The organism is Vibrio sp. Scap24 (genome assembly GCF_013394185.1).
Lineage (GTDB): Bacteria > Pseudomonadota > Gammaproteobacteria > Enterobacterales > Vibrionaceae > Vibrio > Vibrio pomeroyi.
Genome location: NZ_CP041333.1, coordinates 699,893 through 714,002 on the forward strand (window position 1 = coordinate 699,893; position 14,110 = coordinate 714,002).

Below are 14,110 nucleotides of genomic sequence, written 5' to 3' on the forward strand. Positions count from 1 at the left end.
ATTATATCGAAAATGATTGAAAATGCTCATGTTCTAACAATTTTGTAGACAAGATATTGATGGAACTGAGTCACTTATCGCGTCAGGCTCATCATCAAACCAAGGTTCAGATAGCTTAGCTAATGCTCATTGATTGACGTAACACACCGAAAAAGGAACAGACAAGCGCTCAAACTCTTTGATCCAACGCCACTGGTTGTCTTGTAATTTGTCTCCTGGCCCTTTGACTTCAATCCAATGAAATTCGTCGTCCTTGAAAGCAATCAAATCTGGCATCCCAGTTCGAAACAGCTTTAGGTCACTCAATATCACTTTGAAGAGTTCTACAATTAGTACATTCGGGATCGAAGCCATGCTGTGTTCGATGAGTGCTTTAGGGAAATGATTCCAATGAACAAAGGGATTAGCGATGCCTTGCTTGTTATCGTAAGTCTCAAGTAAATGATTCAGCCCGTGCTCGGATAGTGTTTGGAACACAGCTTCAATTTGCTCGGCTCTTTTGTCTACGAAGTCTGAGTGATACAAGTCTAATGGCCGATGTTGGTAACGATTGATAAAAGCACCTTCGACATCAGAGAAAATGACATCCCAGAAAGCCAAACCGAACAAACCACACAGAAAGCTGTTCTCAGAGAAATAGACATCCCAACCTTGGTTTTCAAAGTGCTGCTTTACTGCAAGTTCAACTCTGGTTTGGCTGAGGTCTAATTCCAGTTTTATCTGTGTACAACTTGGCTTTGAAGGACGGGGAACCTTGTGGCCCTGCTTGCGTAATAACCTCTGTTCAAGCTTAATCGCGGCCTCTAGCTCTGAAACATCCGATGGGTTCGTCTTTATTTGCGTGACAATGTCACACATCAAGTCTAACTCGTCTTGTTTGTCATAGATGCGCGCAAGTCGTTCTCTGCTTGGAGGAAGTACTGATTGTTTAAACCAAAAGACAGCTTGGTCGTTTTGGTTAAGCCTTTCTAGATCGCGTGCGAGGTCGTTGATCAATCGCGATCGTTTTCTAGCAATGCTTCGGTGTTCTGATTCTTCGGGTATAGCTTGTAAAAGGTGTTCAATAAACTCAGGGTTTTTTCGATCACCGTCGTAATACTGGTGTTGAACTTCACGCATCTCAAGCAATTGATTGATCTGTTCTCTAGAGGTGAAGAACCGACGTTGTTTGCTTAACGGATAGCTTTCAAAGGTGTTGAGTCCAAGGTCACTTAACACGAACTGGCTTAGGTCTTGGTAAGTATTGGCAAAAAACAGCAACAGCAATACATCAATCACCTGAGATTCGACCACGTAAATGCAATCGAACGTTAGGTTTTGGAATTGATCAAAAGCTTGTGGTTCAAGCAACGCTAACAGTTGGTCTTTTTTAGCAGATTTGTTGCTCTTAAGAGATGGGAACAGATTTAGCAACTCAGGCTTGGTGAGCAGGTTCAATCCAAGTTCGAACTGACTGATTTCTAAGTCATGCTTGTCAGTTGGGTGACTTAACCTAATGAAGCGTGATGAGTTTAGCTCACGTAATGCTGTGTCGATATCTGGGATTTCAACATAAGCAAGCTTGTCACTACGAAACCAACAGCCCTTACGCGAAAGCAAACGAACCATTAAGCATTGGCTTGCAACAGAAAGACGTTTGTATTCAGACAGCCAACGGCACTCATCGTCACTCAGAAGATCAGGGTAGAGCGTTTGCGCGTGTTCCACCAATCGATTGAAGTTGTCGAGATAATAAGTAGGGGAGAGCTGAGGAGTGGTTTCTATCGTCAATGGAGAAGTCGCTTGATACAAAAAGAGCCTAACCCTAAGGTTAAGCTCTTCAGTAACAAATTCAATCTTTTCTGATGATTAAGCTTGTGATGCTTTTAGTTCAGCAACTTTAGCTTCAGAGATTGGCTTAGTGATGATTGCTAGAACAATACACACTGCCATCATAACTGCAGAGATTGTGTAAGCTAGGCCGTAACCTTCGCCGTTTGCCATTGAGAAACCAACAACTGCTGCACCGATAGCGCCGCCGATACCCCATGCCGTGTAAAGCACGCCGTAGTTAGTACCGTAGTTTTTCAGGCCGTAGAATTCAGCAGTTAGTGTTGGGAATACTGCTAGAAGCGTACCGTAACCAACAGCTGCGATTGCTGTACCAATGATTAGCGTGAATTCAGAGTTGAACGTAGCAAATAGAGCCATGTTCGCGCCTTGAAGGATGAACGCTAGAAGTAGAGTACGTACACCACCGATTTTATCTGCAAGCATACCCGCAGCAACACGGCCGCCTGAGTTGAATACTGCAAGGATAGACGCTAGGTAAACTGCGTTTGGCAGGTTAGCTTGAACGCTAGCGATTGTAGTGATGTTACCGATGATCATTAGACCAACAGATGCAGCGAATGCGTACATGATCCATAGAGAGTAGAACTGAGGAGTCTTCAGCATTACTTTCCACGTTAGGTCTTCAGTCTTCTTAACCGCTTTAGGTGCTTGGCCTGCTTTTACTTTAGGCTCAGCTGGCGTGTAATCCGCTGGTGGGTTGTTGATTGTTGCTGCTAGAGGTACTGCGATTGCAAGTACACCAACACCAAGAATCATAAAGCTTGTTTGGATACCCATGCTGTCGATTAGCGCAGAAGTTACTGGCGCTAGGTAAATAGCTGCAAGTCCGAAGCCCGCTGCGATTAGACCGTTAACCATACCTTTCTTAGAAGAGTGGAACCACTTCATTGCTGATGGAGAAAGACATGCGTAACCGAAGCCGATACCAGCACCTGTCATAATACCGAACGTGATGTTCAGCATCATAGGTGTTGTAGCGAAACCAGAAGCAATCATGCCTAGGCCTGTTAGAGCTGTACCTAGGATTAGGATCTTACGTGGACCCATACGGTCTTGTAGGATGCCTGCAACAAGAAGACAAACAGAGAATGTGATAGTTGCAATAGCGTAAGGAGAAGATGCTTCAGCAGCACTCCAACCAGCTTCAGTTACTAGCGCTTTGTTAAATACACTCCAAGCATACAGGATGCCAAGACAAAGGTTGATACAGAAGCCTGCTAGCAGGATACGTGTTGCTTTATCAATCTTGCTCATTTTTATTCTCGGTTCTGTCTTTTGTTTAGTAACAGTCACTCAACGAAAGACGGGTTATTGTCATTGTTTCTTCAAAATTAGTTTGCGTTTATCAACAGATACCGCAAAAGAGCGCGGATTATAACCAATAAAAATGTGATTGGAATCTCTTTTTCCATTTTTGGTAAATTAAATTCACTTTGTTAACAAGTTGTTTTTTGTAAGTTTTTAAATTGTTCTCAACACCTTTCTATTTTGTTCTTTTTAGGCGTTCAGCCTTATTATTTCAGGGATTTTTTGATATTGGTTTTTTAATAGCCACGTATTCCGTGCGGATATCACAGAGTTACAAATTATTTTAAATAATTTCTAAGGTTAATTTTGTGTAACAAAATAAATTAAAGTGGGACTTTTTCTATGTAGGACAAGTGATAACGGACTTTCTGAAAAATCAACTTGTTAACGCAATGTTAAATGTGGTTTTGTGGTTAATATTTACACACAAACTGGTCATGTTTTGGGCTTGTGTTCTCCTCAAAAACAAGGAAAATAGTATGCAAAATGAGATTCCAAATTTGAAAGGATGCGTTTCCAGTCTATTGCGAGGCGAGTATTATGAAACTGTTTTTAATTCTATTGATGTCAATTTCTGGTGGTGTAGCGGCAGCTGACCATATTCACTCTTTCCTATTCGGCTTCTATGTTGCGGCTCTAGCAGTTGGTAGTTGTTACTGGCTTGCATTCCGCAGTACGCGTTTCCCACAGTTGGCATTAGTGCTATTGATGTGTGGCTTTTTTGCGAAAATTGCAGTGACTGTTATCGGTGTTTCCTGGGGTATCTCGAACGATATCATTCAATCGCCGTTCATTTTCTCATTGTCATACCTGTTCTTCTTAGTGGTTGTGTCTTACGTTTGGTTTGCATACCGCGATAAATTGACGCTAAAAAAGCGTGCTAAACAGGTAGAAGAATCTCGCAAACAAGCGGCAGCATAATTTGATTTATTCTTAAAAAGCCTTCTTCGGAAGGCTTTTTTGATCCTGCCTACCTGAACTCTATTATTTAGTTATGAAGGTAGATAAAAGAACCCCCAGTATGGCGACATACTGGGGTTTTTTAATTATCGAGTCTTTATGAAAGCGTTTTATTTCTTCATCATCTTCGCGAGATCAGCAAACGGGTTATGCGTAGCCGCTTGGTGATCGTCTAAACGTGCTTTCGCATCCACACCATAACGCTCATGGTCTGTGTATTTTGAGTGCTCATGATCGTGACAGTACAGGCACAATAGTTCCCAGTTACTGCCGTCTTCAGGGTTATTTGTATGGTCGTGATCCACGTGGTGAACGGTCAGCTCTCTCAAGTTCGAGTAAACGAATTCACGCGCACACTTACCACAAACCCATGGGTACAGTTTTAGTGCTTTTTCGCGGTAGCCTTTCTCTTGGCGAGCGTACGCTGCACTCGAGCCTGTGTAATCAGAAGACATTGCCAAATCCTTATCAATTATAATCCCCCGATTTTATCACAGCTTTCTGGAACGGGTAGGGCTGTCGTTGCTAAATGGTGCAGTAGATTAACCAACATTGAATGAGGTTCGAAATAGGACTCGAATAGATGCCTACCTTTTACATGAGCCATCTTGTAAAACGGGTTATGTCTTTCTGGAATAAGCCATGCTTAACAGTTTGAAAATAAATCGTATTCAGGGGTTTTAACCAAGGACATGTGACCTAATATCAGTTTGTGAGACCCTATATTAATAAGGAAATATCATGTCACAACAATACACACCGCCAAAAGTTTGGGTTAACGATGCTGCTGGTGGTAACAAGTGGGCAAACATCAATAGTCCTGAATCTGGCGCTCGATTTGATAAAGAGCTTCCTGTTGGTGACCACGCTTTGCAACTGTATTCTCTTGGTACGCCTAACGGTCAGAAAGTCACTATCATGCTAGAAGAGCTGTTAGCGGCGGGTGTTAAAGAAGCTGAATATGATGCGTACTTGATCAATATTGGTGAGTCAGACCAATTCTCTTCTGGTTTTGTTGGTGTAAACCCAAACTCAAAGATCCCAGCACTGCTTGATAAATCAGGCAATGAAGATGTTAATGTATTCGAATCGGCTTCTATCTTGATGCATCTAGCTGAAAAATTTGGTCACTTCTTGCCGAAAGAAGGGGTAGCTCGCACACAAACCATCAACTGGTTGTTCTGGGCACAAGGTTCAGCTCCATTCCTAGGCGGCGGTTTCGGTCACTTCTACGCTTATGCGGATGAAAAGCAAGAATACCCAATTAACCGCTTTGCAATGGAAGCTAAGCGCCAGCTAGACGTGTTAGACAAGCAACTCGCTAACAGCACTTTCGTTGCGGGCGAAGAGTTCAGCATCGCTGATATCGCAATTTGGCCATGGTACGGCAACCTTGTATTGGGTAACCTATATGACGCCGCTGATTTCCTACAAGTTGAGTCTTACACCAACGTAGTTCGCTGGGCGAAGCAATTAGAAGCTCGCGAAGGTGTTCAACGTGGTCGCATTATCAACCGTTCATGGGGCGAAGCGTGGGAGCAACTTCCTGAACGTCACTCGGCAGAAGATATTGATTCGGTGTTGAAGCTCAAGCCTTAGTCTTGATTTGATCAACATTGATGATCTTTTCGAAACGCCATATATCTATAGAGGTATGGCGTTTTTCTTTAACTAGGCCAAAGCAAATCGAAAATAGAGCCTTTCGTTATTGTGTAAATTAAAGCAATTTATTCAATTGTTTATGAGTAATGCTCTTTGTTGTGAGGATAAAAAACTATAGTCATCAAGATGGGCCAAATCTATAAAATAACCGTCCATTTAAAATTACGATTAACGTCGCTCAATGAAAAAAAATATAATTGCGTTGGTTATTATATCCGCCGCACTTTCTGGGTGTAATGATGATTCACCAACCTACGGTGAGACCCCTGATGTCGTTCCACCAACGGATCTATTACCTCCAACAGAGGTTATCCCCCCAACGGACATTCTTCCGCCGACTGACATTATTCCTCCTACCGATATTGTCCCTCCAACGACTTACATTGGTTCGTTGATGTCGAGTGGAACGATAATATCGGGAGAGGTTTATTGTAATGGTATCAGCCTTGAAAGTGGCACATTCAGTGTTCAGCAAGGCGTGAGTTTTAGCTGTACATTAGGCCATCTTAATTTAGGTGACTTTACCGCTCCTTTTCCTGACATTACAGAAAGTTCGATTTCAAATGATGGCGTTCCCGCGGCATTTGAGTTGACGCAATTACATGGAAAGAACGTCACCAAGGTTCTGCAATCCATTGATGTGTGCGAAACGGAAAGCGAGATATGCCTAAAAGAACTTGATGCCTTTGATATCGAGGATGTGTTCTCACAACTTGATGATCAAGATGCAGTCGATGCGTATTTTTCGTCAAAAGAAGAAGAATCTAGCGATGAAGTTGGTAAGGCTCCGAGTTCACACGTAGATACAACCGTTGTTCCTGCTGTTGATCCTAATGCGGACAATAACCTTAACGCTGGTTTTGTCTCTGCAGATGCAGAGTCGACTTATGCTTACAAGCCAAGTATCGAAGGAAAGGTATTAACGCGCAGTAAGCTAACAGACGAGAATGGTAAACCGATTTCCGGGGTCAGTTTCTTTTCAGCTAACGCGACAGGTGTGACTCATGAAGACGGGGGATTTGAGTACCTATGGGGCGACAGGATTGCTTTTGGTATCGATACGTTTGAGTTTGGTTATATCACTGGCAATCAGATCGCCTACAAATTGTCTGATGTGACCAATAATGTGGTTGAGAAAGCAAATATCCAATCTTTGATTGAACGTTATGCTGTTGATCATGATAGTCACTATGAGATCTCTGAAGAGGTTCAGGGTACGTTCTCAAAGTACCCGAATGTTATTAACGAACTGATTAATCTAACTCTGCCAAACGGTGGGGTAATAGAAGGTACTGACTATGAACTTCCTAATGAGTTTGTTGGTCAGTTTAGCCAAGGGTTAACCGCTGTAATCGATGAGGAGTTACGTCAAACACCTCTGTTTATGGATTATGTGCGCCAATCTGTGATGCTATCTATGGGTTCTGGCCACTATGTTACAGAGTCTCTGCAGCAAATATTCCATAACGTAACGACATTCCATGTCTTTAACGACAATGGCAGTTTCTATGGTGCGACGGGTTATACCCGTGGTATGCGAGCTCTAAACATTTCGAACAGAGCCTTCCCTGTGATGATGCCGAGAGCTGACAAGAACCGAGAGATTCCTTTTGGAGAGCATCAAGCTTGGACTCGTGAAGGTAAACCTTACATTGCGGAACATCCCCAAATTGTAATGCAACCCATTCCTTTCGTTTCTGAAGATAACGCCACTTATGGCTTTCCATTCGTTACAGCAGGCGAGATCGGCAAGGGTAAGGTTGTGTTCATGGGGAATGGCTTATATCCAAGTATTCTGTCATGCCCTGAAAACTATTGGGCCAATCGCACATTACATATCGACAGTAACAAACAACTGTGTACTGTTTCGACGTTCGAAAACCTCCAGCATGATGACCACGGCAGCATGAGGTTGTTTTTCTCGAACTTGTTTGAGTGGTTCAATAATGGTTTGCCTATTGCTGGGATGAATGCTGTCACCAATATTGACCAAGCTTATTCGGCTTATCACCATTCCACCATGGGTAAGCAGTACACCTTCTTTGTTAGTCCGCAGTATGGTTTTGCATCTGTAGAAAAGCGTGGATCAGGTGAGTTTGATGGATTAGAAGCGACCACTACGCCAATTTTGATTCTTCAGGCATATCCACCTAAGTTGATTCAAGATGGCATGACCAACCAGTTCGTTGCTGACTTAGAAAATCCGAACTTAAACCAAGACGATATTACTGCGCTTATTAACTATGTTAATGAAGGTGGCAATATCTTGTTTATGGATGCGATTCAAACGACTAACCCTGAACCTATTGGACGTTTAGCGGATGCCGCTGGTGTTTCATTAGGTGGTGAGAACGTTACGCCAACGAATCAAGCTTTCTGTGGGAGTTCTTATTACTGCGAAGCGCCATACCCAAACCTTCACGTGAAAAGTGAAAAGGAAATGGTGGTACTAGAGCGCTTTGAAGATAACCAAGGTGAACCTCCATTCACGGTCAATGAGGATGGTACGGTTGATTGGATCAAAGACGAGTCGAAGATTAAGTTTGAAATACCAACTTATGAAGCTCAAAAGCTAGATGAAGGAGGCAAAGCTGTTTTTGATACGTCTGGCAAACCAGTCATGGTCACTAAACACGCGCGTATTTTTGTTGAATCTGCTGAGGAGAGAGTTGCGGCCATCAAAGAACTGCAATCTGCATTTGCTGGGACTGATCTTTGTACAAACGATTATGAGTACGAATTTAACTGTATTGAAACTCGTTCTGGAGACGGTGTTACTGTTCGTGGTGATTACGGTCGCGCAGACTTTGATCGCTATGAGGTGAGTGAAGCTGTTGTGGGTAGCATGGTTAAAGCCGCGAACTTGGGCACTAACTTTACGGCGCTTTATGAGCATGAAATTTACTATCGCACGAAAGGCACTCAGGGCAAACGCCTGTCTAACAGCGAATTGAATCAAGCTTTCGACAACTTGTCTGTTTGGATGTGGAACGACAACGCTTATCGCTTTGAAAGCGATATACAAGATGAATTAGGCTTTAAGCAAGCTGTTCAATTCTTAAATTGTTATACCGATGGCCAACATCAAACAGATACAGAAGAAGCCCAATGTCCTATCGATCTTAAAGCTTCATTGGTAGCCAATAACATGATCTATAGTGAAGGTGATTTAGTGGGGCAATTAATCCCTAGTTACCCGTTGAACTATATGGAAAAGCCACTGACTCGTATCATGTTGGGACGCTCTTTCTGGGATCATAATATTGTTGTCGACACGACAATGTACCCAGGTCGAACTACAGGTGCGTCTTCGTCAAGTTCAGTTCTTATACAAACGGGTGGTAAGGGCGTAACGTATTCAGCTGGGAACAATCAATCGACAGGTTTATGGGCACCTCAGCTACAAGATGTGACGATTAGTAACGGTGTAGTTGCAACGATCACTGTGATGATGGCGGATGATCTTACAGGCAAGCCTAATCATGAAACCAGTTTGAAGCGCCCTCCGCGTATGCAAACTAACTATGCGTACGATGGTTCGAATTTAACCTTCAAGGTTCCATATGGCGGCCTTATTTACATTCAACCGAAAGTAAAAGAGGTTGGTGAAGTCTCATTTACCATTGATGGCGCGTTAAAAGCTGCTTGGTGGAAAGAGGGAGAGTGGATTAACCCAGTTCAATTAGCAGACGCACCTATTGCGGAAGTCGACACGGGGTCATTTATCTATACCACGCCCGTTAAGAACATAGAATCCGCTGATTTGAGACAGTTTGCTTCGGACATGAATCGATTCGCTGACGCTGCAAGTGACTTCTACGGACGTGATGAGGTGCAAGATGATGGTTTACACCGTAGATTCACTTATCCAGAATTGACGGCGTTCCGCCATCGTTTTGTGAATGACGTGCAAATTTCGATTGGTGCTGCTCACTCTGGCTACCCAGTAATGAATTCCAGTTTTAATGCAAACCGCACCTACATCCCAACTAACCCTGTGAATGATTGGTTACTGTGGCATGAAGTTGGTCATAACTTGGCATCTGCCCCTTTCTCAGCAGCGGGCAGTACTGAGGTGACGAACAACCTACTCGCACTTTATATGCAAGAGTTAGAGGGGCGTAACGAAAATCCAGAAATGGATCGTATTAAAACGGATATTAAGAAGGCACCAAAATGGCTAGAGCAAAACGATAGACATGCTTGGTCACATGGTGATGCTGGTTTACGTCTAGTTATGTTCGGGCAACTGAAAATCTGGGCAAAATCGAACTTTGCTATTGATGATTGGTATGGTCGTGGAGCTAGCCAATCTGCGGTTTACGGTGATGATGAAGGCTGGAATATGTTCAAGCTTATGCATCGTAAAGCACGAGGCGATAGAGAAGGTGACTCGAATACGAACTATTGTAGTGCTAGCGAAACTGGGCTTTCTGGTGGAGACCTAATGATGGTGTGTGCTTCTTATGTTTCGAACTATGACTTAAGTGACTTCTTTGAAGCTTGGAACGTAGGTGAAACCTCCATGACTAATGCTGATGGTTCAAAGTCTTACAGTGGAGGCATCAGCGAGAAAGGTCGTAGTTTGGTAGAGCAATTAAACTTGCCGAAGCCAAAGGATAGTCCTTTGAAGGTCGACTCTATCTAACAGGGACAACCTTTGTTTAAATTGCCTATTGCTTGAATCAAACGCCACACTTCACTTTAGTGTAGCGTTTTTACAGCCATAAAAGAGACCTATGCGAAAAAGCAGGTTAAACTGCGCGTATCATAATTCTAAAGGATGGTGCCATGTACCACGGTCATATCTATTTCCCTCTGCGCTTTGCAGAGCAAGCAGAAACACTGCGTCAGAAAATTCTATCGGAACGTAAAGATGTATTAGAGGTTTTTCCGCTAATCCAGCGTTTGGTTGGACCGCATAAAATGCCGATGTTTGAGATTCACTTTGCTAACAAAGAGTCGGGCATTGTTGAGTGGCTTGAGCAAGAGCGCGGTGATATGTCGGTGCTGATTCACCCAGTAACGGGCGGCGAAGAAACGCTAGACCACACAGTACGTGCGATTTGGCTTGGTCGTGAGCTAGGTGTATTCGAAGAGACGCTAAGTAGCTAATTTAATTCGCGCCCGACAGTTTGTAGCTAATCAACGTTCTTAATAAACATAGCTACTGTCGGGCGTATCAAAGCTCACTAATTTTCAAACTGTTTCCTTCTTAAATACCTAGCTTCTCCAGCTATTCCCCAGTAACAAAGATACCGCTACCGACACACCTAATGCGATTAAGATATTGGGTAAGTAAAGTCCCCAAATCGCGACACAAACCGCCACGGTTACCACAGCCCACAATAGTGTTTCTAAAATCCAAGTGCCCATAACATAACTCCTAACTAGATTGTGCGACTAGCATAACCAAGCCAAAGTAAACTTTTGGTCACCATCAATTGAGCATTTAGAAAACCGCTACAGAATGACTTTAACGTTGAACTCATTATTGCTGGTTTCATGAGTAAACTGCCAACCTTGATTCTGACAAACGCGTTCAATGAGCTCTAGACCGATACCAAAAGAGGTTTGCTGTTCAGAGTCGTTTGCTATGTTTTCATCTTCCAAGCGGTTGGTCACCTCAAACTGATGTTCTGTCAGTGTGATACTTATATCTCCGTTGCCACCATGTTGAAAAGCATTTCGGACTAAATTGGTGAGCACAACTTCAGTGAGCTCTCGAGGAAGGAGATATTCTTCTTGAGAAACCTTGGTTTGAATATCGACTTCTTTGTTTTTCAAAAGGTAACGCTGGCTTTTAATAATGCTGTCGAGTAGGGGAGCGAGCTGGATTTGCTCATAGTTGGTTTCCATCTCGTTATTACGACTCATCCACAGCAGAGTCGTCACTAACGCTTTCATGTTGGTGGCTGAACGTTGGATTCGTGCGACGGCACGTTGACCACTATTAGGAATGCTTTCAGACAAGCGAACCAACATATCGCCACTGGCTGAAATGGTGGCAATCGGTGTTCTTAGTTCGTGGCTTGCAGTTTTTAAGAAGAAGCTCTCACGCTCATTGGCTTGGCGTTCGCCTTGTACGCTCTTAATCAGCTGCGATGCTAATTGGTCGATCTCTTTGTATCGAAACTGAGCCAATCCTTGAGTGTTCTCTACATCAAGCGATTCCGACCATTTGGATAAGGTAATAATCGGTTTGGTGACTCGGTGTATCAGCAAGCGAATGATTAAGAATACCAAAAGTAAAAGAGCGCCGATGGCGATAAAGGCACTGTTTATTTGATTCACGGATTCTGGTGGGTTGAGTTCGAATAGATTCAAGTAAATCGCTTCATCGTACTCAGAAATGATGTACAAGGCTTCGTCTTTTCCAGAGATTTGATGTTTGGCGGCATAGAGATATTGACCCGACTCATTGCTAGATGAAGCCTCGTAATGTTCATAAATAGCGTCGTTATCAAATGTATTCCAATCAAAGGCTTGTTGAAATTTAACGGGCAGTTCCGAATGGTTTAGAAAGGCTTGAAATGTCGGGTTTTGATAGTCTGGCAGTTGCCCGGTTTCGATGTAACGTTGCTCTGCGACTTCCAATTCATACAAGAATCCATATTTTGCCGACTCATTAAGGCCGATGTGATAGCTCTGAGACACCATCAAGCTGTAGATGGCAGTTAATAACACGACAATGCCAAACAGGTATAGGTAGATGTCGCGCTTAATACTGACTCGATTCATGTTTGCCTGTTTCATGACTGCTCCTTATGCAAGACAACACCAATGCCATGAACGGTGTGAATCAGCTTTGAATCAAAGGGAGCATCAACCACTTGACGAAGCTTGAATAGGTGCGCTTTCATGCTGTCAGAGCTTGGCATCTCATCTTCCCATGCTTCTTCAAGCTTGGCTTTGCTCACCACGTTAGGGCTGTTTCGCACTAACATCACGAGCATTCGCCAACATACCGGGGACAGCTTCAATAGCTTGCCGTCTCTAATGGCTTGATGCTTGTCTAAGTCCAGCTTCAGGCCTGCCACGGACAATGAAGTTACTGAACCTTGAGCACGACGGACTAATGCCATCAACCGTACTTTGAGTTCTTCCATCGCAAAAGGCTTCACTAGATAGTCATCCGAACCGACCTCGAACCCTGCGATCTTGTCTTGTAATGTATCTCTTGCCGTCAGCATGAGAATCGGAGTGGTCACGCCTTGCTGGCGAAGAGATTGGCAGACATCAAGCCCATCCATTTTAGGCATGTTGATGTCCGTTAAGATGATGTCATAACGCCCCTCTAACGCAAGATTGAGCCCAGCGCTGCCATTGTAAGCAAAATCGAATTCGAAACCGTCGAGTTCCATATAGTCTGCAATGGCTTCTGCCAAGTCACTGTCGTCTTCAATCAACAGGGCGTTAATGCTCATAAGTGTCCTTACTTTGTTTCTCGTTCTCTTTTCCAAGCCCAGATAGGCGGCTGAATAAGAAGTTGTAGTCGGTAGTTCCAATTTGGCGCGTGCCATAACTGTTGGCACAGTTTAACGTAGCCGTGGAAATATACCTTAAATGGGTTCACAGAGTTGATTCTAGGGAACACACCGTATCTGACTTCTTCCTCTTCTTTGGCGAACGTACCGAACATACGATCCCAAATGATAAAAATCCCAGCGTAGTTTTTATCAAGGTATTGTTTGTTGGTCGCGTGATGCACTCTGTGGTGCGATGGCGTATTGAACACGGCTTCAACAGGACGAGGTAATCGCTTAACCGTTTCGGTGTGCAATAATGTTTGGTATAGCTGCACAAAAGTTTCACACATCAGCACAACAAACGGGTTAAAGCCGAGCAGAATTAACGGCAAGTGAAAGAAGAACGGGAAGAACCAATCCAGAGGCCCAAATCTGTAAGCAACCGAGATATTAAAGTAAGGCGAACTATGGTGAACCGAGTGTGTTCCCCATGCTAAGCCGTTACTGTGCAAGAATCTGTGTTCCCAGTAGTACGCGAGATCGGCCAAGATCAAGCAACCAAGAATTGTCCAACCAGATATCGGCAGTTGAGTTAGGCTGAAATTCTCGTAGGCGTAAACAAACGCCCCCACATAAGCTAACCCGACAAAGAAAACGGTAACCAATAAGAAGAACAAGGTGACTAAGTTAGTCGCGCTGTCTCCTAACATGTTCCAACTTAGCTTTTTCTTAAAGGCATAGCGGATAAGCTCGAAGATAAACAGAGCCAGAGCAAGCAGTAGAAAGTTATCATCAACCCAAGTTTCGGTCAGGATGACGCTTGTTTCTGTGAATGTTTGAGAGAGAAAGTTCCCAATGCTATCCATAGTGAAATCCAT

At 43.5% G+C, this 14,110-nt stretch carries 11 protein-coding genes; 4 read left to right on the plus strand and 7 right to left on the minus strand.

Annotation, left to right across the window (positions count from 1 at the left end; all coding sequences use genetic code 11):
* Positions 1-126 precede the first annotated feature (126 nt).
* Positions 127-1,791: a VRR-NUC domain-containing protein gene (locus FLM53_RS18735; RefSeq protein WP_176679877.1), complete on the minus strand. Its 1,665-nt coding sequence runs from the start codon at positions 1,789-1,791 to the stop codon at positions 127-129.
* Positions 1,792-1,848: 57 nt separating this feature from the next.
* Complete coding sequence (locus tag FLM53_RS18740; RefSeq protein WP_132762405.1) at positions 1,849-3,087, minus strand: OFA family MFS transporter; 1,239 nt, start codon at positions 3,085-3,087, stop codon at positions 1,849-1,851.
* A gap of 594 nt (positions 3,088-3,681) precedes the next feature.
* On the opposite strand from FLM53_RS18740, the gene FLM53_RS18745 reads away from it, so the two are divergent.
* The gene (locus FLM53_RS18745) at positions 3,682-4,062 is read left to right on the plus strand and encodes a hypothetical protein (RefSeq protein WP_017060877.1); all 381 of its coding nucleotides are present in this window, start codon (positions 3,682-3,684) and stop codon (positions 4,060-4,062) included.
* Between the two features lie 149 nt (positions 4,063-4,211).
* Here FLM53_RS18745 and FLM53_RS18750 read toward each other — a convergent pair whose 3' ends face one another.
* Positions 4,212-4,556: a YajD family HNH nuclease gene (locus FLM53_RS18750; RefSeq protein ID WP_176679876.1), complete on the minus strand. Its 345-nt coding sequence runs from the start codon at positions 4,554-4,556 to the stop codon at positions 4,212-4,214.
* Positions 4,557-4,842: 286 nt separating this feature from the next.
* Here FLM53_RS18750 and yghU point away from each other — a divergent pair, with 286 nt between their 5' ends.
* The 3 genes from yghU (at position 4,843) to FLM53_RS18765 (ending at position 10,878) form a co-directional block, all read left to right on the plus strand.
* The gene (yghU, locus tag FLM53_RS18755) at positions 4,843-5,700 is read left to right on the plus strand and encodes a glutathione-dependent disulfide-bond oxidoreductase (protein WP_176679875.1); all 858 of its coding nucleotides are present in this window, start codon (positions 4,843-4,845) and stop codon (positions 5,698-5,700) included.
* Between the two features lie 244 nt (positions 5,701-5,944).
* The gene (locus FLM53_RS18760; protein WP_176679874.1) at positions 5,945-10,411 is read left to right on the plus strand and encodes an SslE/AcfD family lipoprotein zinc metalloprotease; all 4,467 of its coding nucleotides are present in this window, start codon (positions 5,945-5,947) and stop codon (positions 10,409-10,411) included.
* Positions 10,412-10,554: 143 nt separating this feature from the next.
* Entirely contained in the window at positions 10,555-10,878 is a 324-nt protein-coding gene (locus tag FLM53_RS18765) for a DOPA 4,5-dioxygenase family protein (protein ID WP_017632314.1), read from the plus strand.
* A gap of 108 nt (positions 10,879-10,986) precedes the next feature.
* Here FLM53_RS18765 and FLM53_RS18770 read toward each other — a convergent pair whose 3' ends face one another.
* The 4 genes from FLM53_RS18770 to FLM53_RS18785 form a co-directional block, all read right to left on the minus strand.
* Positions 10,987-11,139, minus strand: coding sequence for a hypothetical protein (locus FLM53_RS18770; protein ID WP_009844874.1), 153 nt, complete (start codon positions 11,137-11,139; stop codon positions 10,987-10,989).
* Between the two features lie 87 nt (positions 11,140-11,226).
* Positions 11,227-12,519, minus strand: coding sequence for a sensor histidine kinase KdpD (locus tag FLM53_RS18775; RefSeq protein ID WP_176679873.1), 1,293 nt, complete (start codon positions 12,517-12,519; stop codon positions 11,227-11,229).
* The gene (locus FLM53_RS18780) at positions 12,516-13,190 is read right to left on the minus strand and encodes a response regulator transcription factor (RefSeq protein WP_176679872.1); all 675 of its coding nucleotides are present in this window, start codon (positions 13,188-13,190) and stop codon (positions 12,516-12,518) included. The genes FLM53_RS18775 and FLM53_RS18780 overlap by 4 nt, the downstream gene beginning before the upstream one ends.
* A gap of 8 nt (positions 13,191-13,198) precedes the next feature.
* Positions 13,199-14,110 (minus strand): sterol desaturase family protein, encoded by a 912-nt coding sequence (locus tag FLM53_RS18785; protein ID WP_176679871.1) that lies wholly within the window; start codon positions 14,108-14,110, stop codon positions 13,199-13,201.

Excerpts from the sequence above, each read along its gene's own strand:
- FLM53_RS18740 (WP_132762405.1), bottom strand. The coding sequence starts at position 3,087 with ATGAGCAAGATTGATAAAGCAACACGTATCCTGCTAGCAGGCTTCTGT.
- FLM53_RS18785 (WP_176679871.1), bottom strand. The coding sequence starts at position 14,110 with ATGGATTTCACTATGGATAGCATTGGGAACTTTCTCTCTCAAACATTC.
- FLM53_RS18765 (WP_017632314.1), top strand. The coding sequence starts at position 10,555 with ATGTACCACGGTCATATCTATTTCCCTCTGCGCTTTGCAGAGCAAGCA.
- yghU (WP_176679875.1), top strand. The coding sequence starts at position 4,843 with ATGTCACAACAATACACACCGCCAAAAGTTTGGGTTAACGATGCTGCT.
- FLM53_RS18750 (WP_176679876.1), bottom strand. The coding sequence starts at position 4,556 with ATGTCTTCTGATTACACAGGCTCGAGTGCAGCGTACGCTCGCCAAGAG.
- FLM53_RS18745 (WP_017060877.1), top strand. The coding sequence starts at position 3,682 with ATGAAACTGTTTTTAATTCTATTGATGTCAATTTCTGGTGGTGTAGCG.
- FLM53_RS18775 (WP_176679873.1), bottom strand. The coding sequence starts at position 12,519 with ATGAAACAGGCAAACATGAATCGAGTCAGTATTAAGCGCGACATCTAC.
- FLM53_RS18780 (WP_176679872.1), bottom strand. The coding sequence starts at position 13,190 with ATGAGCATTAACGCCCTGTTGATTGAAGACGACAGTGACTTGGCAGAA.
- FLM53_RS18760 (WP_176679874.1), top strand. The coding sequence starts at position 5,945 with ATGAAAAAAAATATAATTGCGTTGGTTATTATATCCGCCGCACTTTCT.
- FLM53_RS18770 (WP_009844874.1), bottom strand. The coding sequence starts at position 11,139 with ATGGGCACTTGGATTTTAGAAACACTATTGTGGGCTGTGGTAACCGTG.